The sequence below is a fragment of the Mangrovihabitans endophyticus genome, assembly GCF_014646155.1.
Lineage (GTDB): Bacteria > Actinomycetota > Actinomycetes > Mycobacteriales > Micromonosporaceae > Actinoplanes > Actinoplanes endophyticus.
The window spans coordinates 844,401-868,370 of the sequence record NZ_BMMX01000001.1 but is presented as its reverse complement, the minus strand read 5'-3'; the positions used below and the strand labels follow the sequence as shown (position 1 = coordinate 868,370).

Genomic DNA, 23,970 nt, shown 5'->3' with positions numbered 1-23,970 from the left:
TCATCTCCAGCAGAGGCGAGGACGGAGTCTTCCATGCCGCCGTTGAAAATCCACTACGAATCGTTGATACGCAAGGCCATCGGCACGACCGAGGGGCGGGAGAAGCTGATCCGGCTCGCCTGCATCGTCTGCGAGCAGGAGTCCGACGATGCGCGCCGGAACCGGTGCGCCGCCTGCGGTGGCGCCCTCGACGCGATCTACGACATGGAACGGGCGGATCTGCCCGCGCGGCCCAGCAGCCCGAACATCCTGCACCACTATCTTCCACTGCTGCCGTTGAGCGAGCGGCGGCACGCCCACTGGCTCGGTGAGGGGAACACCCCGTGTTTCGAGGTTCCCGACCTGGCCGCGCACCTCGGCATCGGCCGGTTGTTCCTCAAGGACGAGTCGGTGAACCCGACACTGTCCACCAAGGACCGCATCGCATCGGTGGGTCTGTCCCGCATGGCCGAACTCGGCATCCGCGAGGTAGTGCTCTCCTCGACCGGAAACAGCTCCACCGCGTACGCGCGGGGCGCGCAACTGCTGCCCGGCTTCCGCCTGCACGTCTTCGTCGGCCGCGACTTCCTCCATCGCCTCAACTACCCGGACAGCGATTCGGTGATCACCCACGTGGTCGAGGGGGACTTCGGCAAGGCCGGCACGATGGCACAGCGGTTCGCGGCGGACAACGGATATTTCTGGGAAGGCGGGTTCTTCAACTTCGCCCGGCGTGAAGGTCTGAAGACCGCCTATCTCGAAGCCTTCGACGCCATGCCGCTGCAGCCGGACTTCGTCTTCCAAGCGGTGAGCAGCGGGATGGGCCTGCTCGGCGCCTACAAGGGCGCCATCGAATACCGCGAAATCGGACGCCTGAGCAGGCTGCCCGCGCTCATGGCCGTGCAGCAGCAGAGCTGCGCCCCGATGGCCCACGCGTTCGCCCAGGGCGCCGAGACCATCGTCGACGAGCACATCGTACGCAACCCGTCCGGTCTGGCGTACGCGATCCTGCGCGGGAACCCGACCGGCACCTACCCCTACATCCGGGACCTCTGTCTGAGCAGCGGCGGGCGCATCCTGGCGGCGTCCGAGCCACTCATCCACCGGGCGCACGGCCTGCTCCGCGACTCGGCCGGGCTGCGCTCCTGCTTCGCCAGCGCCACCGCCTTCGCCGGTGTCATCCAGGCAGCGCAGGACGGCGTGCTGCGCGACGACTCGGTGGTGCTGGTGAACCTGACCGGTGGTGACCGGCCCACCTTGCAGACCCCGGTGAACCTCACCCGGTGGGAGGTGGCGGCGTGAACGCCACGGCGGGTTCGGCGACGAACGCCGACGAGGTGGTCCGGGCCCTCGGCACCGCGGGCGTGGACGTCCTGTTCGGCTTCCCCGGAGAAACGTCGTTGCCGCTGTATCTGGCCGCTCAGCGGCAGTCGGTGGTGCGGCACGTGCTCGCCCGGTGCCCGCGCTGCGCGGGGTACATGGCCGAGGCGTACGCCCGGATCACCCACCGGCCGGCAGCCTGCGACGCACCGGGCGGGGTCGGGTCTCCACACACCGCTCCGGCACTGCTCGAAGCGCACAACAGCGCGACGCCACTGGTCTTTCTCGCCTCGGGCGCGGCGCGGCGGACCCGCGGACGCTGGACCACCGGTGAATGCGACCAGCAGCAGATGTTCGCCCCGGTCACCAAGCAGCGGATGCGGCTGGAGGTCGCGGACGGTCTGTGCGACCGGGTACGCGCCGCGACGCAGCATGCGCGGGCGCCGCGCAGCGGTCCGGTCTTCGTGGAGATCCCCGCCGACCTGTTGAGCGCGCCGGCGCCGGGCACGCCGGGGAAGCCGTACCTGCCCGAGCCGCCGCTGCGGGCGTGCCCGCGCAGGGACGCCGTCGACGACGTGGCCCGGCGCGTGCGCGGGGCGCGGCAGGCGGTCGTCGTCGCCGGCGGTGGAGTTCATCTCGGCGACGCGACCGGCCCGCTGCGCCGGCTCATCGCGGCCACCGGGCTCCCGGTCGCGACCACGCTGAACGGCAAAGGCGCGGTCGACGAGCGGCTGCCGCACGCGTTGGGCGTGACCGGAGCCAAGGGGTCGGCGGCGGCCAACGCCTTCGTGGCCACCGCGGACTGCATCATCGCCATCGGCACCAAGCTGGGTGACAAGTCCACCGACGGCTTCCGCTGGCCGCATCCCGGACAGACACTGATCCACGTCGACGCCGACGCCACCGAGCTCACGCGCTTCGGGCACGCCGGCGTCCCGGTTCTCGGCGATGCCGGAGATTTCTGCCGGGCGCTGACGGCGGCGTTGCGCGACTTCCGCTATGCCGGCGCCGATTTCGAACCGGAACAACCGGCCTGGGACGGGGGCCTGACGCAGCTTCTGTGCGAGCGGCTCACCGACCATCTCGCCGACCGGGACGTGGTGGTCGCCGACGCCAGCGTAGCCAGCGGGTGGGCCGGCGCCGCCCTCCGCATGCGCGGCGCCGACCAGCGGCTCATCACTCCGCGCGGCAGCGGAAGCCTCGGGTACGCGTTGCCCGCCGCCATCGGCGCCCAGTTCGCGCGGCCGGACGGCCGGATCTTCGCCATCGGGGGCGACGGCGGCTTCGCCATGGCGATGCACGAGATGGAGACGGCGGCACGCCTGAACCTCCCCATCACCTACTTCCTGCTCAACAACCAGCGTCTCGGCCTCATCGAACGGCACGCCGTCGGGTTGCTCGGTGGCCGAGGGGTCAGCGACGGCTTCACCGCGATCGACTGGCCTGCCATCGCGACGGCGTTCGGTTGGCGCAGCTTCCGGGTGCGTGACCGCGACGACCTGGCGACGCGATGGAAAGAGATCTGTGACGGCTGGGCGCCGACCCTCGTCGAGTGCGTCGTCCCCGCCGACGAGGTCGCGCCCGACCACACCGTGACTCCGAAGGGAGAGGTCCCGTGAGCATCCTCATCCTGCACACCTCCAACGCCAGCCGGCGCAAGCACCTCGCCACCGCGCGCCGGTACGCCCACCGCCACGGCGAGCGGCTTCTGCTGGTGGTGCAGAACCCGACCTGGGAACGGGAGTACGCCGACCGGGTGGTGGCCGCCGACACGTCCGACATCGGGCAGACCGTGCGTGCGGTCCGGGACCTGGCGACCATCGAGACGGAGCCGATCCGCGCCGTGGCGGCGTTCGTGGAACACAGCGTTCCCGCGGCGGCAGCGGTGGCGGCCGAGCTCGGCCTGCCGTTCGTCAGCGAGAAGACCGCGTATGCGGCCCGCGACAAGCACGCGATGCGATCCGCGTTCGCCCGGCGCGGGATTCCGCAGCCCCGATTCGGTCTTGCGCGCACCCTCGCGGAGGCGCGCGGGGTGGCCCGCAGGGTCGGTTATCCGCTCGTCCTCAAACCGGTGATCGGTGGCGGAAGCATGTATGTGCGCCGGGTCGACGACGACGCCGAACTCGCCGAGCATTTCGAGACCATCCGGCGCAAGTCGTGGGCCAGCTTCGACTACGACCCGCTGTGCCGCCGGGCGATGCGCCGGCACGACGAGAGCCTCATGCTGGAGGCGTACGTCGCCGGTGGCGAGGTGAGCGTCGAATCGATCGTGATCGGCGGCGAGACGCACGTGCTGGCCGTACACGACAAGCCGTTGCCGATGCACGGCCCGTATTTCGAAGAGGTCTTCTACGCCACCCCGAGCGCGCTGCCACCGGCCGCGGTGGCCCGCATCGCAGAGATCACCGCGCAGGCGCACCGAGCCCTGGACATCACGATGGGCGCCACCCACACCGAGTTCCGGATCGCGCCCGGCGAGGAGCCGATGATCCTGGAGACCGCGGCCCGGCTCGGCGGCGGCCCGGTGTACCGGTCTGTGCTCCTGAGCACCGGGGTCGACATGGTCGAGGCGGTGCTCGATCTGGCCCTGAGCCGTCCGCCGCGGCTGCGGCCCACGCAACGGACCGCCGTCGGGTTCTATCTCTTCTTCGCCGAACGGGCCGGCACCGTGACCGCGGTGCACGGAGTCGAGGAGGCCGCGGCCGACGCCCGGGTCCACGAGGTCGACGTGTACCGGCGGGTCGGGGATCAGGTCGACGTTCCCCCACACGTCTGGCAGGCGCACGGGCACGTCATCTTCTCGGCGCCGGATCGCGACGGACTCGACGAGGTGTACGCCCGTCTCGTGAAGACGGTACGGATCGATGTCGACTGACCATCAACGGCTGGCTCGGGTGCGTCACCCGGGGGGCTGCGCCTATGCGCGGCTGGAGGTGGGTCCGGACGGCGACACGCGAGCCGTCGAACTGTCCGGACCGCCGTTCGCCGGCGGGATCGCGACGGGCCGGCAGTGGCCGCTGTCCGGCGTGTCGCTGCTCGCCCCGGTCGTTCCGACGAAGGTCATCGGCGTCGGCCGCAACTACGCCGGCCCCGCAGATCCCGGCGCCGTCCGGCCGGCCGATCCGCTCGTCTTCCTGAAGCCGCCGTCCAGCGTGGTGGGACCGGACACGCCGATCGTCCTTCCGTCCGCGTCGGCGAAGGTCGACTTCGAAGGTGAGGTGGCCGTGGTGATCGGGCGGCGCTGCCGCCGGGTCGACCGGACCCGGGCCGCACAGGTGGTCTTCGGTTACACCCTGGCGAACGATGTGACCGCGCGGGACTTGCAACACGCGGACGGGCAGTGGACGCGGGCCAAGGGGTTCGACACGTTCTGCCCGGTGGGTCCGTGGGTTCGCGCGGGTCTTCCCCCGGCGGCCCTGTGCCTGCGCACCGTCGTCGACGGTGACGTGCGGCAGGAGGGCGCGCCGTCGGCAATGATCTTCGACATCCCCGCTCTGGTCCAGTGGCTGTCGGCCGTCATGACCCTCGAACCCGGCGACCTCATCCTCACCGGAACGCCGGCCGGCAGCGCGGCCCTGCGGCCCGGACAGACCGTCGTGGTCGAGTCGCCGCACATCGGCCGGCTCCGCAACCCCGTGCGAGCCGAGAGCTGACTTCACCCATCGAAAGGGACTGCCATGCATCTGCTCCTCGTCGGGGCGTGGCCGGAACTGGCCAACCAGCTCGTCGGGCTGCCGGCCCGAGTCTCCCTGGTGCAACTGCCCGGCGCGGCCGACCCGCGCGAGACGGCGTGGGCGCACCGGCACGCCTGCGTCGACTACGTCGGCGACATCGCCGCGACGGTGAGCCTCGCGGTGGACATCGACCGCCGGGACCCCGTCGACGTGGTCGCCGGCTTCCGCGAGTTCTCCCTGCCCGCGGTACGGGCCGTCGCTGAGAAACTGAACGTCGCGTGCGTACCGGGCCCGGCAGCGACGCTCGGCCATGACAAGGCCGCCGTCCGCGACATGCTGAACCGCTCGGATTGCCGTTCGGTCCCCTTTCGCCGCTGCGCCACGGCCGCCGACGTGGCCGCGTTCGCCGCCGCCGAGGGGTTTCCGTTCGTGCTCAAACCGGCCGGCGGCGCGGGAAGTGCCGGTGTGCACGCCGTCTGCCGGGCGGCGGACATCGTGCCGGCGTGGCAGCACTCGTCGGCCGTCGCCACGAACGGGAGGGTCGTGGCGGAACGGCTGCTCGACGGGCCCGAGTTCAGTGTCGAGGTGCGCTCCGCCGCGGGCAGCCACGAGGTGGTCGCGGTGACCGAGAAGACGACCACCGGACCCCCGCATTTCGTCGAGGCCGGTCATCTGGTCCCGGCACGCCTCGCCCCGGACGTCGCGGGGGCGCTGGCCGCGGAGGCGGTGCGTGCGCTGCGGGCCATCGGGCACGAGACCGGGCCGTCGCATGTGGAACTCATCCGCACCACCCGGGGTCCGACGATCGTGGAGATCAACCGGAGGCTCGGCGGGGATCGCATCTGGGAGCTGGTCCTCCTGGCGACCGGGCGTGACCTGATGCGGGAGTCGCTGCTGGATGCGGTTCACGCCACACCGGCGCTCGCCCCCGAACGGCGGCGGGCGGCCGCGATCCGTTTCGTCCTCGACGAGCAGGGCGACGAGGGAGCGGATGCGGCGTCACCGCCGGAGCTGCTGCGCCGCACGGTGATGACCACCCACCACCGGGGCCCCGTCCGGTCGTCCCACGACCGGCTCGGATATGTCCTGACCACGGCCGCCGACGGGGACCGGGCGGCCCAGGCCGCCGAACAGGCGGCACGGCGCCCCCACGCACCGAACGAAGGGCGATAGCGATGTTGACCAGGCTGGGATGCGAGCAGCTCGTGCTCGTGGGGTTCAGCCGAACCCTGTTGACCGCACTCACGGATGTCCTGCCGCCCGGCAGCGTGCTGGTCGTCGAGGAACCGGACGTGGCCGCCAAACGCGACATACCGGCGCTGGCCCGTCGCTTCCCTGCGGTCTCCCGGGTGCTGCTGTGGGAGTACCAGAGGGACGGCGCGGTTGCGGCCCTGCTGCGGGCGGCACCGGCCCTGACGGCGGCCCGGGCGGTGGTCCCGGGCATCGAATACGCCGTGCAGCCGGCCGCCGGACTGGCTGCGGCGCTGGGTTTACCGGGCGCCGGAGAGCGGGCCGCGGGCATCTTCCGCGACAAGGTCCGCCAGCGCCGGGCCGCCGCCCGCAGCGGCCTGCGCAATCCGGCCTACGCGGCGGTCACCACGGCCGAGGAGGCCGTCGGGTTCTTCCGGCGCGCCGGAGGGCGGTGCATCGTCAAGCCCACGACCCGTCAGGCGAGCCTCGGCGTACGGTTCGTGGCCGGCGAGGCCGAGGTGGTCGAGGCCGTCCGGGCCGCGGAAGCTGCCACCGAGCCGCTGCTGGTGCCGGCTCGGGGAATTCCCTCGGAGTTGCTCATCGAACGCGCCCTGGACGGGCCGGAGTACAGCGTCGAGGCGCTGGTCCGGGATTCCCGCGTCTGCTTCACCAATGTCACCGCCAAACGCGTTCTCCCCGGCCCGTACCCGGTCGAGCTGGGCCACCTCGTGCCCGGTGCGCCGTCGCCGCAGCTCGCCACGCGGTTGGCCGAGCACACGTCCCGGCTCGCCGCGGAAAGCGGTTTCGCATACGGGGTCCTGCACTGCGAGTGGATCGTCGACGAGGAAGGGCCGGCGCTGGTGGAGTGCGCGGCGCGCCTGCCGGGCGACGAGATCGCAACGCTCATCTCGCTCGCCTACGGCTTCTCCTTCGTGGGCGCTTACGTGTCCATCATGGCCGGTCTGCGTCCGTCGGTGTGCGTCGAACCGCGTGGTGCGGCGGCGATCCGCTTCCTGAGCGCACCGCCCGGGTCCGTGCGCGAAGTGCTCGGCCTCGCCGACGCCGCCCGGGCCGCGGAGGTGCACGCCGCAACCGTGTCGGTCGCGCCGGGCGATGTGGTTCGCCCGCTCACCTCGTCGTGGCAGCGCGTCGGCCATGTCATCACGCGGTCGGTGTCCGCTCCGGCCGCCGAGCGGCTCTCCCGGCGCAGCGCCGAGCAGATCGCCGTACGGACCGAGCCGGCGTGACCGTCCGGACGCCGCCCGACCCGTCGCCGGCCGCGAGCCGCCCGTGGGTGATCGAGGTGCTGCGGGCGCAACTGGTGCCGGTGACCAGGATCGGCCGGCAACTGGCCGCCGTCTCCTTCCTGGACGCCTTCGGCTCCGGCATGTACTACGCCTGCTTCGCGCTGTATTTCACGCAGGTCGTCGGCCTGTCCGCGGCGCAGGTGGGGACGGCGCTGTCCGTCGGCGGCCTGGCCGGGCTTCTGGGAGCGGTGCCGGTCGGGCTGCTGGCCGACCGGTTCCGCGTGGGCCGGATCTACATCGGGCTGCAACTGCTGCGTGGAGTCTGCTACGCGGCGCTGTGCCTGGTGGGCAGCTTCCCCTGGTTCGTCGCGGTGGCCGCGGTCATCGGGCTCACCGACAGCGCGATCCCGCCGGTCCATCAGGCGGTGGTCGGTGTCGCCGTGCCGGGCAAGGACCGGGTCGACACCATGGCACGCATCCGAGCCGTGCGGAACATGGGGTTCGGCCTCGGCGCCCTCATCGCGGTTCTCGCCCTCGGGCAGGGATCCCGAGCGGGCTTCCTCATGCTGATCGCCGGAAACGCGGTCTCGTATTTCGTGATGGCCGCCGTGCTGGCGGTGATGGGCATCGCAGCGGTGGCGGTCGCGGCCGACGCGGCCCGGCGACCGACGTTCCGCCTCGTCCGCGACGTGCGCTACCTGCTGGCCGCCGCCGTGTACGGCGTTCTCGCCGTGCATGCGACCCTGCTGTCGGTTGCCGTGCCCCTGTGGTTCGCCCGGCACACCCTGGTCCCGCCGGTGTTCATCGGCTTCCTCGTGGCGTTGAACACGGTGCTGGCGGTTCTGCTGCAGGCCCGCTTCGCGCGGCCGTGTGTGACGCTGTCCGGCGCCCGCACCGCCGCAATCCTGGCAGGGCTGTCGCTGGCGGGCTTCGGCGTCGCCAGTCAGATGGCGCACGCGGTCACGGTGGAGATCCTCGCCGTCTGTCTCGCCTTCCTAGCGGTCATCCTGCTCACCTTCGGCGAGCTGTGGCATTCGGCGAGCAGTTGGACGGTCTCCTACGAGCTGGCCGAGCCGGACCGCCGGACCGCCTATCTGTCGACCTTCCAGCTAGGCGTATCCCTGCAGGCGGTGCTGGCGCCGTGGGCGATCACCGAAATCGTGTTCGGCACGCCGGGCGGATGGTTGATGTTCGGCGCGGTCACCATCGCCGCGGGGCTCGTCCCACGCCTGGCGCTAAGACGCGCCCTGTTTTCAGATAGTGCCTGATCGATGCATTCATCCTCGTCATCACGGTAGCGTTATCTGGCTTGTCCGAAGATCTGTGGTGCTGTCGAAGGGAAAGATGCGATGGCAGGGGAAATCCGGATCACCCAGGATGACATCGATAGCCTGGCAACGAAACTCGACAACTTCTCCGAGGCACTGACCAACAAGGAACGCGACGTCATGTCCGCCATCATGCGGCTGGCCGCCGGTGCCCTCGAATCACCATCGAATCAGTCCCGGACGAGTGAGATGGGCACGCCGGAGAAATCCCCGGGTGGACGCTTGTCGGACGGCTTCCGGCAGGCATTCGAGCACGGCCTCGGCACCACGTTCCGGATCCGCCCGGGCGGGGCGATCAGCCATAGCATCGACGGGGGATGAAATCCGCCAGGCCCAAGACCCGGTCCGGGCCGTGCCGGGTCGGCCTGATCTCAATGCCGTTCGTCTCGTGCTTTCGTCCCTCGATCCAGCTCGGATTGCTCAAGTCGGTCGCGGCAGCGCGCCGATTCTCCGTCCACACGTTCCATCTCAATCTCGATTTCGCGCGGCAGATCGGGCCGGGCGCATATGAGGAAATCTGCGCGGTGCGTCGCGCATTCATCGGTGACTGGTTGTTCGCGGGGGCCGCGTTCGGCGACGCACTGCCGGACCGGGCGCCCGATTTTCTCACCGAATATGATTCGGACATTCACGCCGCCATCACCTCGGTGGACAAGCCCGCCGAATATCTGCGCACGGTCCGCGAGGCCGAGGTCCCGCAATTCCTTGACGCCATGATGGCCGAGCTGCCATGGCCGGATCTGGAGGTCATCGGATTCACGTCGACGTTCCAGCAGAATGCCGCGTCCCTGGCGCTCGCCAAACGCGTCAAGCGCGCCCACCCCTCGATCGTCACCGTCTTCGGTGGTGCGAACGTCGAGGGCGACATGGGCGTCGAGCTGGTGCGCGCCTTCCCGGACATCGACTACGCGGTCACCGGAGAGGGTGACCGGGCATTCCCCGAGTTCCTCGACGCGCTGGCGTCCGGCCGGGATCCGGCGACGGTCGCCGGTGTGCTGTGCCGTCGTGACGGGGCGGTGCACGGCGCCGGGTGCCGACCGGCCCCGGTTGACCTGGACACGCTTCCGCCGCCCGACTACGACGAGTACTTCGACCGGGCGGAACGGCTCGGGTTGCTCAGCATGGCCCCCCGGCGACACGTCGGCATCCCGTTCGAAAGCTCCCGCGGATGCTGGTGGGGGCAGAAACACCATTGCACCTTCTGCGGGCTCAACGGGACCGGGATGGCCTTCCGGGCGAAGTCGCCGCAACGCCTCCGGCAGGAGCTCGCGTCCGCGGCACGCCGCTACCGCAGCTTCACCTTCGAGGCGGTCGACAACATTCTCGACATGGCCTACCTGCGCACGGTCCTGCCGCAGTTGATCGAGGCGGGCACGGATTACGAGCTGTTCTACGAGCTCAAGGCCAACCTGACTCGCGAACAGCTTCGCCTGCTCCGGACCGCCGGTGTCCGGCAGGTGCAACCGGGCATCGAATCGCTCAGCACCCGCATCCTGCGGCTGATGCGCAAGGGCGCAACCGCCGCCCAGAACGTGAACACCCTGCGGTGGGCTCTTTACCACGGCATCACCGTGTGGTGGAACCTGCTCTACGGCTTCCCCGGCGAGCACCGGGAGGATTACCTCGCCCAGGAACGCCTGATGCCGTTGCTGGCTCACCTCCCGCCACCGAACGGCGCGTACCGGATCCGGATGGAGCGGTTCAGCCCGATCTTCACCGACCGCGCGGCCTTCCCCGCGCGACAGGTGCGCCCGCAGGCGAGTTACCGGCACATCTATCCCGGCCATGTGGCGCTCGACCGGATCGCGTACTTCTTCGACTACACCTTCGTGGACGCCCTCCCGGAGGCGGACCTCGCCGGGATTCGGCGCCGAGCCGACGCCTGGCGTGAGTCCTGGGCGGAGCCCGTCGCACCCTCGCTGACATTCCACGCCGCGGAGGATTTCCTGCAGATCGAGGACGCCCGCGACCCGGCCCAGCCGGGCACCTACACGTTCACCGGCCCCTTGGCACGGATCTACCGCTTCTGCAGCGACCGCCCGGTGACGCCGTCCGCCGTCCGCGCCCGGCTGAACCCGGACCGGCCGCTCGACGAGGTCACCGAGGCGCTCAGCGGCTTCTGCACCCGCGGCCTGATGATGCGCGACGGTGAGCGATACCTGAGCCTGGCGCTGCCGGCCACCCCGGGCCGGTGACCACGATGCTCGCCGAGCTGCCGGAGATGCTGTCCTGGACCGGCGCGCCCACCCCGTACCGCGAACTGACAACCCGCCTCGGGGCCACCATGGACGACCGATTCGGTGCCCTGCTCACGCATTTTGCGAAGGCGGGGGTGGGCACCCGGCTGTGCACGCTCGCCGACGAGCTCTCCGAACGGGGCCGCACGCGCCTGCTCTCGGCCCCGGAAACGGTGCGCCGGCTGCTGCACCGGCCGCCGACCGACCTGCGGTTCTTCCTGGACTCGGTGCTGGCCGAGCACCGCCGCGAAGGACGCCATGCCGGTCCGGTGGAGCCGGTGTGGTCCGCCCTCGGCGACGGCCGGTTCCCCGGCACCGACGACGGAGGCGCGGGATACCGGGCACCGCTACTGACCGGCGGGCTGCCGGTGGATCACCTGAGCCCGCATGCCGCGTACGCCGGGGCATCCGCCAGCGGCCCCACCCTGCCGTGCCGTCCGGCGGAGCTGACCCGCGTGGTCGGCAAGCTGGACTCGGCCCTGGCGGTGGCACGACAGGTGAGCCCGCAGGCGCACGCGCTGGTCACGGCCATGACCCGCGTGGTCGTGGTGCGCAAGAGCCGGGCCGACGGTGGATGGTATTTCTCCTACTCCGACGAGCAGGCCATCGGCCGGCTCGCCTTCACGAACATCCACGACGACCGCGTGGACGTGCCGGACACCACCGGCCGGCTGGTGCACGAGTCCCTCCATTCCCTGTTGTATCTCGTCGAGCGAGACGAGCCGATCTTCGACCGGCGCGACGCCGGCACGGTGCGGGTCGCGTCCCCGTGGACCGGGCGTGCGCTGGTGCTGCGGTCGTTCACCCACGCGTGCTACGTCTGGTTCGCGTTGTGGATGTTCTGGCGCCGGGCACAACCGGCGGATCTGCTGCCATCGCGGCGGATCGCGACGCTGTGCGATCAGGCCCGGCGGGGATTCGACCGGCCGGAGATGGCGGCTGCCCGGAAGGTCGTGGCCGCTCACCTCACCCCGCACGGGCGAGCGCTGCTCGATCTGCTCGACGACATGCGCCACGGCCGCTACGGCTGAGCTCCTCGCGCACCGGCTCACGCGAGGGCGAGCCGGGCCCGGATGAGGTCCGCGTCACCGTGGTTCAGCTCGTCGAGGATCGCCAGCGCCCGCTGCCAGGTGGCACGCGCCGCGTCGACGTCGCCCGCGGCGAGCTGGGCCTCGCCGAGACGGTTGAGCGTGTCGGTCTCGTTGTAGCGGTCGCCGAGTTCCCGGAAGCGTTCGATCGCGCTGTTGTAGCAGGCGATCGCGGTCGCCTGGTCGCCGAGCTGGTGATGGGCATAGCCCAGGCTGTCCCACGTGTTGGCCTGACCCTGCGGATCCTCCAGGTGGCGTTGCATGGCGAGCGCCTGTTCACAGACATTGAGGCCGTACGCCGGATCGCCCAGCCGCGCGTGATACCAGCCGACGGCGTTCAACGCCCGCGCCTGCCACGCCGCATGGCCAGCCGACCGATACAGCTTCAGGGCCTGTTCGGCGTGTTCCAGCGCCTCGGCATGACGTTCCCGCCGGTCGAGCGTCACCGACATGCTGCGATGGACGTGTGCCAGGGCGAAATGGTCGTCCAGCTCGGCGAACAGGCTCAGGGCACCCTCGTGGTGGTCGTCCGCGTCGGCGAAGCCACCCAGGCGGGTGCAGGCCCGCGCGAGGCTCAGGTGGGCGTGCCCCTGGCCCCGGATGTCACCGGCCTGTTCCGCGGCGTGCAACGCGGTCCGCTGCGCCATGATCTGGTCGCGCCAATGGCCCTGAAAGTAGAGGTACGGCGTGGCCGTCCACGCCAGTCGCCAGGTGATCGGGCCGGGCACCGTGGACGCCGCCTGCGCGATGGCTGCCAGCAGCACCGGATGCTCGGCCGTGAACCAGGCCAGGGCGGGCCCGGACCCGTCGAACTCCTGCACCACGGCCCCGGCGCGCGGCGCCGCGAGGGTGAGCGGGAATTCCGGTGCGCGCAGCGCCGACGCCGCCGCCTGCGAGGTGTGCAGATAGTGGTCCAGCACCCGATGGATGCTCTCCCGCCGGTCGGATTCGCCGTCGACGATTTCGGCCAGCTCCACGGCGTAGGCGCGGAGCAGATCGTGAAAGGTGAACCGGCCCGGCACGTGCTCGGTCACCAGATGAGCCCGGGTCAGCTCGGTGAGCAGCCGGCGCGCCACGGGGGTGGGGACGGCGGCCAGGCTGGCCGTCGCCGCGATAGAAATGTCCGGCCCGCGGTGCAGCCCGAGCAGCCGCAACAACCGGGCGGCCTCGGGGCGTAACGTCCGGTACGACCAGGAGAACACGGCACGTACGTCGGTCAGCGTGTCGTCCATGTCGAAGGCGTCCAGGCCGGCCTGCGCGTCGCGGAGCTGGTCGGCGAGGACGGCGAGGCTGAACGTGGGGTTCACGGCGGCGCGCGCGGCGACGATCGTGAGCGCCAGCGGCAGCCGGGCGCAGGATTCGATGATGTCCTCGACCGCGGCATCCTCGGCCGCCACCCGCGTCCTTCCCAGCCGGCTGATCAGGATCGACCGGGACTCGTCGGTGGACATCAGGTCGACGGTGACCGAGCGGGCGTTCTGGGTGGCCACCAGCCCGGAGAGCTGATCACGGCTGGTGACCAGCACCAGGCAACCCGGCGCGCCGGGCAGCAGCGGGCGGACCTGGCTCGCGTCGCGGGCGTTGTCCAGCACCACCAGCACCCGCTTGCCCGCGACCAGGCTGCGATACAGTGCGGCCCGCGCGTCGAGGCTGACCGGCACGCGTTGCGGCGGCACCGCGAACGCGTCGAGGAATCCCCGGATGGCCTCGTCCGGTTGCATCACCAGGCCCGTGGGATCGAAGCCCCGCAGGTTCACGTAGAGCTGGCCGTCCGGGAAGGCGTCGCGGACCTGATGCGCCCAGTGCACGGCCAAAGCCGTCTTGCCGACTCCGGCCGTGCCGGCGATCGCGATGATGGTCATGGCGTCCGGCTGTCCGCCGTCGTGGCGCATCAGCTCGTCCAGCCGCTCGATCGAACCTTGCCGGCCGACGAAACCGGAGATGCTGTGCGGCAGTTGCGACGGGGCCGCCGGCCCGGCGCCGCCGGCGACAGCGGTGTGCCGGGACGCCGACGCTGGTGCGGAGACCGGCGCCGCCAGGCTCTCGTCGGCGGCCAGGATCTGCTGGTGCAGCCGGCGCAAGGGCGCGGCCGGATCGATGCCGAGATCCTCCCGCAGGCGGCTCCGGGCCGCCTGATAGACGGTCAGCGCCTCGGCCTGCCGGTCGCATCGGTAGAGCGCGAGCATCAGCAGGCCCGGCAACCGCTCCCGCAGCGGGTTGTCGGCGACCAGTTGGCGCAGTTCGCCGACGAGCTCACGATGGTTGCCGAGGGCCAGCTCGACCTCGATGCGGTCCTCGACGGCCAGCAGCCGCCGTTCCATCAGGGCGTCTCGCTGCCCGTCCAGGTAGGCGCTGGTCAGGCCGTCGAACGGGACGCCACGCCAGAGCCGCGACGCCCGGCGCAACGCTTCGGCCGCGGCCGGCAGATCGCCGACCTCCCGCGCGTGACGCGCCCTGCTCACCTCGGCGTCGAACACGGCCAGATCCAGGGAGGACTCCGCCATCGACAGCACATATCCCGCGTCCGTCCACACCAGCCGGCCGGACGCCGATCGCGGTGTGTGACCGGGTTCGAGGACGCGTCGCAATGCCGACACATACCGCTGGATGAGGTTCACCGCGCAGGTGGGCGTCTCGTCGCCCCACACCGCGTCGATGAGCAACGGACGGCTGACCGGGCGCTCCGGATGCAGCAGCAGGACCCCCAGCACGACGCGGTGCTGAGAAGGCCCCAGGGACAGCGGAGTCGCGTCGCGGGCCGCACGCAGCGGCCCGAGCATCTCGAACCGCAGTGCCGAAACCTCCTGGCTGCCCATCACCGCCTCCCCCGCGGTCGACGAACCACCGGGCGCAAGCATCGCACCCGGGGCGTTCCAGGGCTACGCAATTCACAGCACCACCGAGGCTAGCCCATGCGTTCACGGGCGCCGGTGCGCGCAGCGGACGGAACCCCGGGTCCACGTGACCGTCCGTGACGGGCCGCCGCCCGCGTGACGGGCCCGCGTCAGGGCAGGTGGAGCTCGGCCAGCCGGACGGCCACGCCGTTGCGGGTCTGCAGCCGGATCAGCTCCTCCCCGTTGCCCAGCCAGTCGTCGAAGGCGCCGCCGGAGACCTGGCACGTGCCGGCGCCCGAGTCGTCCACGCATTTCGCCGGATCGTCCTTGACCAGCATCAACACGGCGTCGTCGGCACGCGGCAGGGTGATTTTCGCGCCGCTTTCGGCCGCGCCCCACGCGTAGCTGCAGCGCTTGTCGTCGCGCGGAATCCGGTACGTCGCGCAGAACTGCGGATTCGGCAGGTAGATGACCGGTTTGACGATGACCGCCCGGTGCTTGCCGGGCGCGAAGGACAGCAGCTTCACGATCGAGTCGGTGTCGCCGCGGCTGACATCGGTGTAGGCGGGGGTGGCACCCGGCGCGGCGCTTGTCGCGTCCCCGGTGACCGGATCGCCGCTGCGCGCACCGGCGCCCGCGTCGCAGGCCGCGAGCAGCAGCACCAGCGCAAGAGTCAGCAGCCGCATCTTCACAGGGTCGCAACCTTCACATCGCTGTAGGCCACGCTGCCGTCCGTGTCATCGCTCGGCTTGTAGGCGGCCAGCACCACCATGCCGGTGATCAGCCGCCGATCGTCCACGACCGCCTCGCCCGCCGGCTCGCCGTCGACCGCCGCCTTCGCCGTGTCGTCCCGGATCACCAGCTCGATCCGGTGGTCCCGGTGATCGGCGAACACCGACGAGGCGACGGTACTGATCGGCCCCGCGGTGTCGTACTTGTCCTTCCAGAAGATGATCTTGTCGGTGCAGAGCTGGAGCGCGTAGCCGTATCCCTCGTCGACCCGGCGGAATCCGACGAAGGCGCACTTGTGTGGCGTACGAAGGGCCACAGTTACCGCGATCGACTGATCACCGCCGAACTTGTCCTGCGGGCCGGGGCAGACGTTGTAGTTGGAGTCGTGGGTGCTCAGGACCATCCGTCCCTGGACGAACGCGCAGGCGCCGAACTCGGTCCGCGACTCGTGCCACTGGCCCTCGCGATCCAGCGGATCGATGATCATCGGGTCGTCGCCGATCGGCGACGGCTCCCGCACGGATGCGCGGGCGTCCAGGCCCGCCGCGCCGGCCCATGCGCCGGCCGCGCCGAGCGCCGCGACCGCCGCACCCAGGGCGACCGCTGCCACGATCCGTCGACGCCGGCGGCGGCTGCGGGCACCGCCGGCCTGGGCGGCCTCCGCCGCCTGCCGCAGCTCCGGATGTCCGCCCAGGTCCACCGCGCTGGACGAACCGATGTCCAGGAGAAGATCGAGCAGTTCCGGCGCGGTCGGCCGGTCCGCCGGGTCCTTCTCCAACGTGCGGGCGACGATCTCGCGCAGCGGCGACGGCAGGTCGCCGAGGTCGGGCGGCTGGGTGAGAATCTTGGCCGCGGTGGCGACCGGCGAGTCCGCCGCGAACGGTGTCTGCCCGGTACCCGCGTACGCCACCACCACGCCCCAGGCGAAGACGTCCGCGGCCGGTCCGGCGCCGGGTCCGTCCGTGTCGAACCGCTCGGGCGCCATGTACGCGACAGTGCCGACCATCTGGTCCGTACGCGTATGGTTGCTGGTCGCCTCGACGGCACGCGCGATGCCGAAGTCGATCACCTTCGGCGTGCCGAGGGAGAACAGCACGTTGCGCGGTTTCAGATCCCGGTGGATGACGCCGGCGCCGTGGATCGCGGTCAATGCCGTGGCCACGCCGATCGCCACGCTGTAGAGGTCCCCGCCGACCAGCGGACCCCGGTCGTCGACCACCTCGGCCAGGCTCGGCCCGTCCACGTACTCGACCACCAGGTACGGCGTGGCGTGCTCGGGGTCGGCGTCCAGCACCGGCGCGGTGCAGAACGCGGGCACCGTGCTCGCCCGGGTGACCTCGCTGCGGAACCGGCCACGGAACTCGGGCTCGTACGCCAGGTCCGGGCGCACCGCCTTGACCGCGACCAGTTGTCCGTCCGGGCCGCGCCCCAGGTAGACCGCGCCCATGCCACCCTGACCGAGCCTGCCTAGCAGACGGTATGCACCCAACTGCGAAGGGTCGCCAGGGCGAAGTGGGCCGGTGGTCATGTGTCGGGAGGCTACTCGGTGGATGCCAGGGGATGAAGTGGTGTGTACCGATGCATCTCGGCCAGCCTGCGCCTGCACCGGAGAAATCTTGCGGACCGAGGTCCCGCGTGGAGGGGGCATTCCGGCCCGAGCGGGATGTGGGGGTGACGTGCAGTGTCAAAGGGAGCAACATCGATGGAGGGATCACCGCCGAAAGGCGTGTCACGTCCGGCGCAGTGAAGGAGTATCGATGGTCTCGATCGGCGTGCTGACGGAGACCGAGCCCGGCGAGCGCCGGGTGGCGCTCAGCCCGGATGCGGCACGACGGCTGTCCGAACGCGGGCAGCGTGTGCTGGTGCAGGCCGGCGCGGGTCGCCTGTCCTTCTTCGACGACGACGCCTACGCCGGTGCGGAGGTGGTGGACCGCGCCCGCGTGTACGCGGACAGCGACGTCCTCCTGTGCGTGCATCCGCCCGGTGACCTGGCCCTGGCCCGTCCGGAGCAACTGCTGATCGGCATGCTCGGCACCGACCCGGGCGCTTCCGGCGGGCGCACCGAGATCAGCCTGGACCTGCTCCCCCGCACGTTGAGTCGGGCACAGGCGATGGACGCGCTCACCTCCCAGGCGAACGTGGCCGGTTACAAGGCCGCGTTGCTGGCCGCCGAGGCGTTTCCGGGCTTCTTCCCGCTGCTGATGACCGCGGCCGGCACCACACGACCGGCTCAGGTCCTGGTGCTCGGCGCCGGCGTGGCCGGGTTGCAGGCCATCGCCACGGCACGCCGGCTGGGCGCACGGGTCACCGGGTACGACGTGCGCGAGGCGGCCCGCGCCGACATCGCCTCCACCGGCGCCGCCGTGCTCGACATCGGCACGCCGGCCACCACCTCGGCGGACGGCTACGCGCGCGGCCTCGGCGCGGACGAGGCCGCGGCGCAACTGCGCGGGCTGACCGAGGCGATCCCCCGCTACGACGTGGTCATCACCACCGCGCAGGTGCCCGGCCGCCCGGCGCCACGGCTGGTGACGGCCGACGCCCTCGCCCGGATGCGACCGGGCTCGGTGGTGCTCGACCTGGCCGCCGCGGCGGACGGCGGCAACGTGGCCGGGTCGGTGCCGGACACCCGCTCGGTCACCGGCAACGACGTCACGGTCATCGGGGCGGGGAATCTGGCCGCGACCGTGCCCTCGGCGGCGTCCACCGCGTACGCCCGCAACATGCTCGCCGTGCTCACCCACCTGATACCCGACGGGGAGATCGTCCTCGACACCGACGACGAGATCACCCGGGCTGTCCTGTTGAACCGGGCGGACCGGGCGGAGGCACGCTCATGAGCCCGCTGCTGATGGCCGACCTCACGGTGTTCGTGCTGGCCCTGCTTGTCGGTTTCGAGGTGATCAGCAAGGTTCCCGCGACCCTGCACACGCCGTTGATGTCCGGTGCGAACGCGATCCACGGCGTGGTGGTCGTCGGGGTCATGCTGCTGGCCGCCGACGTCGTCACCACAGGTGGATATGCGCTGCTGTTCGTGGCCGCGTTCGGCGCCGCGATGAACGTGGCCGGCGGGTACGCGGTCACCGACCGGATGCTGGCGATGTTCCGGAGCCGGCCATGAGCGCCGTCGACACGGTGGTCCACCTGGTCTATCTCGCCTGCGCCACGTCCTTCGTGCTGGGCCTGCATCTGATGAACGCGCCCGCCACCGCCCGGCGCGGCAACCGGATCTCGGCGGCGGGCATGGCGGTGGCGATCGCGACGACCGCGGTGGTGCTGGCCCGCGACGGATCCGCGCGCTCCGATGCCGTTGCCGCCCTCGTCGCGGGCGCCGGGGCCGGGGCGGTGGCCGGGCTGATCGCGGCGCGGCGGGTGCGGATGACCGCGATGCCGCAACTGGTCAGCCTCTTCAACGCGGTCGGCGGCGGCGCGGCCGCGTTGATCGCGCTCGGCGAACCGGCGGGCGGCACCCGTGCGGCCGTCACCGGCGTCCTCGACGTGCTCATCGGCGCGGTGACGTTCAGCGGGTCCCTGGTGGCCTCGGGCAAGCTCGCGGGCCGGATCCCGGGCGGTCCGATCGTGGTACCGGTGGGCCGGGCGATCACCGCGCTGACCGGTGTCGCCGCCGTCGCGCTGGCCGTGCTCGTCGTCGGCTTCGACGCGCCGAGCGCGGCGCTCTACGGCATCGCCGGTTGCGCGCTGGCGGCCGGGGTGCTCCTCACCCTGCCGATCGGCGGCGCCGACATGCCGGTGGTGATCTCCTTGCTCAACGCCTGCACCGGCACCGCGGTGGCGATGGCCGGATTCGTCCTGGAGAGCACCCCGCTGATCATCGCGGGCGGGCTCGTCGGCGCGGCGGGCGCCATCCTCACCAAGCTCATGGCCGACGCCATGAACCGGTCGATCGGCTCCATCATCGCCGGGGGTTACGGCACGTCGGACGCGGTCGCGGTGACGACCGGGGCCGGTTCGGCTCCGGTACGCGAGATCACCGCCGACGATGCGGCCATCCAGCTCGCGTACGCGTCCAGGGTGGTCATCGTGCCCGGGTACGGGCTGGCGGCCGCCCAGGCGCAGCACGAGGCCGTCGCGCTGGCCGAAGCGCTCACCGAGCGGGGCGTCGACGTGTCCTACGCGATCCACCCCGTCGCCGGCCGCATGCCGGGACACATGAACGTGCTGCTCGCCGAGGCCAACGCCCCCTATGAGCAGTTGCGCGACCTGGACGAGAGCAATCCGGAGTTCGCGCGCACCGACGTTGCCCTCGTGGTGGGCGCCAACGACGTCACCAACCCGGCGGCACGCCGGCCCGGAAACCCGGTCTCCGGCATGCCGATCCTGGATGTGGACAAGGCCCACTCGGTCATCGTGCTGAAGCGGTCGCTGGGACACGGGTACGCGGGCATCGACAACGAGCTGTACACCACGCCCCAGACGGCCATGCTGTTCGGCGACGCCAAGGCGAGTCTGACGGCGCTGCTCGACGCGGTGCATGTGTACGCCGAAGGCCGGTCCTGACGGGCCGGGCTGCTCAGCTCCTGGTCCGGACGATGTGGACCGGGCAGTCCGCGTGGTGCAACAACTGCAGACCGGCGGATCCCAGCAGGGTTCCGGCGATCACGCCGTGCCCGCGGCTGCCCACGATCACCAACCGGGCCCGCCGGGACGCCGCAACCAGCACGGAGGCGATGCTCTGATGGGTGAGCACCACCGTCACCGGCACGTCGGGGAACTTCGTCCGCCACGGCGCCAGCCGGTCCTCCAGGGCCACCCGTTCCTCCGCGTCGGCTTCCGGCGTGGGCAGGTGCAGGACGGCCGGGGCCTTGCTCATCGTCACCGGGGGCGGCGGCAGGAACGCCCGCACGATCTCCAGCGCGCAGTTCTGGCTCGCCGCGGCGTCGAACGCGGTCTCCAACACGCCGTAGGCGGCCGGTGAATCGTCGACGCCGGCGACCACCGGCCCGTGCGTGACGTCGCCGCGGCCGCGGACCACCACCACCGGGCATGCGGCGTGCGTGGCCACCCGCTGACCCACCGAACCGAGCAGGAGGCTGCCGAAGCCGCCACGGCCGCGGCTGCCCAGCACCATCATCCGGCCGGTGCCGGAGTCACCGATCAACCGCGCGGCGGGATGGCCGAGCACCGGATCCGTGGTGACCTCCAGCCGCGGCGCGACGCGCCGGGCTTCGTTCACGGCGTCGGCAGTGACCTGTTCAGCCTGCCCGCGGGCGAGGTCGAGCACGTGATGGCTCATGTCGTACCGTGCCTCGCCCCATTCCCAGTCGAAGACGTGCGTGATCCGCAGCGGCAACGCACGACGCTGCGCTTCGCGCGCCGCCCATCGGATCGCGGCGCTGCTGGATTCACTGCCGTCGGTGGCGACGACGATGGGCTTGACGTTCATGGCGATACCTCCCCAGGCGACCCTTTCTCCCCGGCGACGCTGTCTTCTCGGCGACCTTCTCGGCGACCCTTTCTCCTCGGCGACGCTGTCTTCTAGGCGACGCCGAAGGGCGTGCCGACCGCGAGCCCGTCGTCGATGTCGTAGTCGACCAGGTCGGCGACGTCCACCACACCGGGCACCGCTGCGGCGAGGCGCGCCGCGGCCTTCGCCGACGAGTGCAGCCGCACGCGGCCGGTGAGCTTCACGACGCCATCGGTCACCGTGACGCGCACGGTGCCCCGTTCGCCGGTGAGCACCCGGCGCATCACCTCCTCGGCGATGTCGTGGCGGATCGCCTCGTCGGTGCGCACATGCACCTTGAGCAGATCGCTGCGCGTGACGATGCCGCGTATCCGGCCGAGGGTGTCCTCGACGACCAGGCGTTTGACGTTCTCCTGCTGCATGCGGCGAGCCGCGGCGGCCAGCGACAGCGACGGCATCGCCGTCACCACCGGGGAACTCATCACGTCGCGCGCGAGACGGCCGTGCGCCTTGCGCAGCGCGCGCCTGCGGCGCGGCGTGACCGCCGGGGCCGCGCCCGAACCGTCGGCCATCTTCATCAGCAGATCGGACTCGGAGACGATGCCGACGGCTCGCTCGAACCGGTCCATCACCGGGACCGCGCTGATGCGGTTGTCGATCAGGACGGCGACGACCGCGTGATACGGCAGGTCCTCGGGCACCGACACGACGTCTTTGGTCATCACGTCGTCCACACGCCACAGTTTCATGACTGCCCTCCTCATCTCGATTCCGACGTTACGAGCAATAGGGACTCCGGGTCAGAGTCGTTCGGCCTCCAGCGGCGAGCGGGCGAGCTGCCGTGCAAGGGGTCGTTCGGCTCTGGCCGAACCGCGACATGGGTGTGGAGTGTTGGTCCATGACGGACGACGTCGGCATCAAGGCTCTGCTGACCGCCGCCGCGTTCGGCGGCGAGGCCCCTTCCCTGCACAACAGCCAGCCGTGGCGGTGGCGCCTCGGCGACCATCGGCTGGAACTGATGCTGGAACGCCGCCGGATGCTCACCGCCACGGATCCGGACGGGCGTCTCGCGGTGCTCAGTTGCGGCGCGGCGCTGCACCACGCGCGCATCGATCTCGCCGCCGCGGGCTGGCACGCCACCGTCGTCCGGGTCGCGGCGCGGGAACTGCTCGCCACGGTGACGTTGCGCGGACCGGCGACGCCGGACCACCATGCCCGGCGTCTCGTCCGGGCCGCCGAACTCCGCCGCACCGACCGGCGCGACGGCCCCGGCGCGCCCTTGGACCACGACAAGCTGCGGACCATCGGCGCGGCCATCGCGGCCGAAGGCGGCACGCTGACGCTGCTGCGTCCCCGCCAGGTCTTCGTGCTGGCCGACGCCGCCGAGCGCGCGCAGCGGATCCAGCGTGCGGACGCCGCGTCACAAGCCGAGCTGGAACAGTGGATCGGCGACCTGCGGCCGCCCGGCGCCGGCATCCCGGCGTCCGCCCTGCCCGCCGACCCGTTCCAGCTCACCGCGCCGAAACTGGCGTTGCGCCGGGCCGGCACCGCGCTTGTCGCCGACACCCACCATCGGGCCGGCACGTTCGGCGTCCTCAGCACCCCCGGCGACGGCCGGATCGACTGGCTGCGTGCCGGTGAGGCGCTGTCCGCGGGCTGGCTGACCGCGACCGTCGTCAAGGTCTCCGTGCTTCCGCTCAGCGCGGTGGTGGAGGTGCCGACCAGCCGGGCGATGGCGCGCCACCTCATCGGCTGGGACGGCCACCCGTTGCTGGTGCTGCGGTTCGCGGACGGCCCGGACGACCCGGCCGGCCCGCGAACTCCGCGGCTGCCGGTGGACCGGATCGTCGAGTACGGGTGACGGGCGGCGTCAGGACAGCAGCACCTCGGAGAGGGGCCGCCGCGGGGTGGCCGCCGCGGGCCGGCCGTAGCCGAGCCGCAGCACCATCTGCGCCCACCGGTCGGTGGCGGTGTCGGTCAGCAGCACCCGCAAGCCGGGGATCTCCACCGGCTGGCTGATCGGTGTGGTCGCCAGGTTCAGCCAGGTGGCGGTCAGCAGCACCCGCTGCAACGCCTGGCCGGCCGCGACCCACTGTTCCCGGTGGTCGCCGCCGGTGGACAGCACGGTGATCGTCGGGTGCGGTTCGAACGGCACGGCCGCCCTGTCCTGTTGCGGCTGCAACAGGCCGAAGTCTCGGATCGGCATGGTCTCCAACGCGTCCCACGGCCCGATCGCGGCGGGCGGGATGCCGTCGTGGCGATGCCGGGCGGGCACCGTCCAGTGGGCGAGTTCGGCGCGGTAGCCACCCTGCGCGCGCAGCCGCCGGTCGGCCGCACCGGCCAGCCCGAGGATGGCGTTGCGGCTGACCGCGCTCGCCACGGTGAGAGTCGCGCCCTCGCGGCGGGCCGCCTCGGCGAGGTGCGCCAGATCGTCCGCGGGCACGACCGACCGCGCGAACGGCCACCGGTTGGTGTGCCGATGCTCGACGGCCGAGGACAGCGCCTCGACCACCGGTGTCGGTGCGAGGCGTCCGGGCACCGTCACCCGGGCCACCAGGTCCGGCTCCGACGGCTCGGGAAACAGCAGCGCCACGGGTCGCCAGCCCGCCGCGCGCAGCGCCAGCCGCAGCGTGAACACCGCCGCGCCGACGCTGATCAGCAGCTCGCGGCTGGCCGGGTCGAGGACGTCGAGCTGACGACGGCGGTCGGCGTGCACGTCAACCGTCCGGTCGCCGATCCGGAACAGCCACGGCTGGCTGTTGTGCAGCGACGGCGCCTTCGTCGCCCGTCGGACGCTGTCGGCCAGCACCCGTCGTGAGACGGCGGTGGCGGTCTGTTCGGCCATGGCCGGCTCCCTTCCCGCGGTCGTTGCGAACCCTGTCGCCATCGCATCCCGCGGGGGCCGGGTTCTCCCA

General features: G+C 71.5%; 20 protein-coding genes. 14 read left to right on the top strand and 6 right to left on the bottom strand.

The window, feature by feature from the left end; genetic code table 11:
- Positions 1-33 precede the first annotated feature (33 nt).
- From IEY73_RS03400 to IEY73_RS03355, 10 genes are all read left to right on the top strand, one after another.
- Positions 34-1,281 carry a threonine synthase gene (locus tag IEY73_RS03400; RefSeq protein WP_189077482.1) on the top strand — a complete coding sequence of 416 codons (1,248 nt, stop codon included), beginning with the start codon at positions 34-36 and terminating at the stop codon, positions 1,279-1,281.
- Positions 1,278-2,918 carry a thiamine pyrophosphate-binding protein gene (locus IEY73_RS03395; RefSeq protein WP_189077481.1) on the top strand — a complete coding sequence of 547 codons (1,641 nt, stop codon included), beginning with the start codon at positions 1,278-1,280 and terminating at the stop codon, positions 2,916-2,918. Before IEY73_RS03400 ends, IEY73_RS03395 begins: the two co-directional genes overlap by 4 nt.
- Positions 2,915-4,174 carry an ATP-grasp domain-containing protein gene (locus IEY73_RS03390; RefSeq protein ID WP_189077480.1) on the top strand — a complete coding sequence of 420 codons (1,260 nt, stop codon included), beginning with the start codon at positions 2,915-2,917 and terminating at the stop codon, positions 4,172-4,174. Before IEY73_RS03395 ends, IEY73_RS03390 begins: the two co-directional genes overlap by 4 nt.
- Positions 4,164-4,952, top strand: coding sequence for a fumarylacetoacetate hydrolase family protein (locus IEY73_RS03385; RefSeq protein ID WP_189077479.1), 789 nt, complete (start codon positions 4,164-4,166; stop codon positions 4,950-4,952). The genes IEY73_RS03390 and IEY73_RS03385 overlap by 11 nt, the downstream gene beginning before the upstream one ends.
- Before the next feature lie 24 nt (positions 4,953-4,976).
- Positions 4,977-6,146: an ATP-grasp domain-containing protein gene (locus IEY73_RS03380; RefSeq protein ID WP_189077478.1), complete on the top strand. Its 1,170-nt coding sequence runs from the start codon at positions 4,977-4,979 to the stop codon at positions 6,144-6,146.
- A gap of 2 nt (positions 6,147-6,148) precedes the next feature.
- Positions 6,149-7,411 (top strand): ATP-grasp domain-containing protein, encoded by a 1,263-nt coding sequence (locus IEY73_RS03375; protein WP_189077477.1) that lies wholly within the window; start codon positions 6,149-6,151, stop codon positions 7,409-7,411.
- Positions 7,408-8,679, top strand: coding sequence for an MFS transporter (locus IEY73_RS03370; protein WP_189077476.1), 1,272 nt, complete (start codon positions 7,408-7,410; stop codon positions 8,677-8,679). Before IEY73_RS03375 ends, IEY73_RS03370 begins: the two co-directional genes overlap by 4 nt.
- Positions 8,680-8,760: 81 nt before the next feature.
- Positions 8,761-9,060 (top strand): hypothetical protein, encoded by a 300-nt coding sequence (locus IEY73_RS03365; RefSeq protein ID WP_189077475.1) that lies wholly within the window; start codon positions 8,761-8,763, stop codon positions 9,058-9,060.
- Complete coding sequence (locus tag IEY73_RS03360; RefSeq protein ID WP_189077474.1) at positions 9,057-10,934, top strand: RiPP maturation radical SAM C-methyltransferase; 1,878 nt, start codon at positions 9,057-9,059, stop codon at positions 10,932-10,934. The genes IEY73_RS03365 and IEY73_RS03360 overlap by 4 nt, the downstream gene beginning before the upstream one ends.
- A gap of 5 nt (positions 10,935-10,939) precedes the next feature.
- Positions 10,940-12,007, top strand: coding sequence for an aKG-HExxH-type peptide beta-hydroxylase (locus IEY73_RS03355; protein ID WP_229715525.1), 1,068 nt, complete (start codon positions 10,940-10,942; stop codon positions 12,005-12,007).
- Between the two features lie 17 nt (positions 12,008-12,024).
- Here IEY73_RS03355 and IEY73_RS03350 read toward each other — a convergent pair whose 3' ends face one another.
- The 3 genes from IEY73_RS03350 to IEY73_RS03340 all read right to left on the bottom strand — a co-directional run bounded on the left by IEY73_RS03350 (position 12,025) and on the right by IEY73_RS03340 (position 17,119).
- Positions 12,025-14,880 (bottom strand): AfsR/SARP family transcriptional regulator, encoded by a 2,856-nt coding sequence (locus tag IEY73_RS03350; protein ID WP_189077472.1) that lies wholly within the window; start codon positions 14,878-14,880, stop codon positions 12,025-12,027.
- Positions 14,881-15,068: 188 nt separating this feature from the next.
- Positions 15,069-15,584 (bottom strand): hypothetical protein, encoded by a 516-nt coding sequence (locus tag IEY73_RS03345; protein WP_189077471.1) that lies wholly within the window; start codon positions 15,582-15,584, stop codon positions 15,069-15,071.
- Between the two features lie 2 nt (positions 15,585-15,586).
- Complete coding sequence (locus IEY73_RS03340; RefSeq protein WP_229715436.1) at positions 15,587-17,119, bottom strand: serine/threonine protein kinase; 1,533 nt, start codon at positions 17,117-17,119, stop codon at positions 15,587-15,589.
- Between the two features lie 268 nt (positions 17,120-17,387).
- On the opposite strand from IEY73_RS03340, the gene IEY73_RS03335 reads away from it, so the two are divergent.
- From IEY73_RS03335 to IEY73_RS03325, 3 genes are read left to right on the top strand one after another with little or no spacing between them, the layout of a single operon-like run.
- Positions 17,388-18,470 carry an NAD(P) transhydrogenase subunit alpha gene (locus IEY73_RS03335; RefSeq protein WP_189077469.1) on the top strand — a complete coding sequence of 361 codons (1,083 nt, stop codon included), beginning with the start codon at positions 17,388-17,390 and terminating at the stop codon, positions 18,468-18,470.
- Positions 18,467-18,751, top strand: a complete 285-nt coding sequence (locus IEY73_RS03330; RefSeq protein ID WP_189077468.1) for an NAD(P) transhydrogenase subunit alpha part 2 — start codon at positions 18,467-18,469, stop codon at positions 18,749-18,751. Before IEY73_RS03335 ends, IEY73_RS03330 begins: the two co-directional genes overlap by 4 nt.
- Entirely contained in the window at positions 18,748-20,148 is a 1,401-nt protein-coding gene (locus tag IEY73_RS03325; protein ID WP_189077467.1) for an NAD(P)(+) transhydrogenase (Re/Si-specific) subunit beta, read from the top strand. The genes IEY73_RS03330 and IEY73_RS03325 overlap by 4 nt, the downstream gene beginning before the upstream one ends.
- 13 nt (positions 20,149-20,161) lie before the next feature.
- Here IEY73_RS03325 and IEY73_RS03320 read toward each other — a convergent pair whose 3' ends face one another.
- A complete protein-coding gene (locus IEY73_RS03320; RefSeq protein WP_189077466.1) occupies positions 20,162-21,034 on the bottom strand; it encodes a universal stress protein in 873 nt (290 codons plus the stop codon).
- 92 nt (positions 21,035-21,126) lie between these two features.
- On the bottom strand, positions 21,127-21,804 hold the full coding sequence (locus tag IEY73_RS03315; protein WP_189077465.1) for a CBS domain-containing protein: 678 nt from the start codon (positions 21,802-21,804) through the stop codon (positions 21,127-21,129).
- Positions 21,805-21,953: 149 nt separating this feature from the next.
- Between IEY73_RS03315 and IEY73_RS03310 the strand changes: the two genes are divergently transcribed.
- Positions 21,954-22,916, top strand: a complete 963-nt coding sequence (locus tag IEY73_RS03310) for an Acg family FMN-binding oxidoreductase (RefSeq protein WP_229715435.1) — start codon at positions 21,954-21,956, stop codon at positions 22,914-22,916.
- 9 nt (positions 22,917-22,925) lie between these two features.
- On the opposite strand, the gene IEY73_RS03305 is transcribed toward IEY73_RS03310, so the two are convergent.
- On the bottom strand, positions 22,926-23,900 hold the full coding sequence (locus IEY73_RS03305) for an Acg family FMN-binding oxidoreductase (protein ID WP_189077464.1): 975 nt from the start codon (positions 23,898-23,900) through the stop codon (positions 22,926-22,928).
- Positions 23,901-23,970 lie beyond the last annotated feature (70 nt).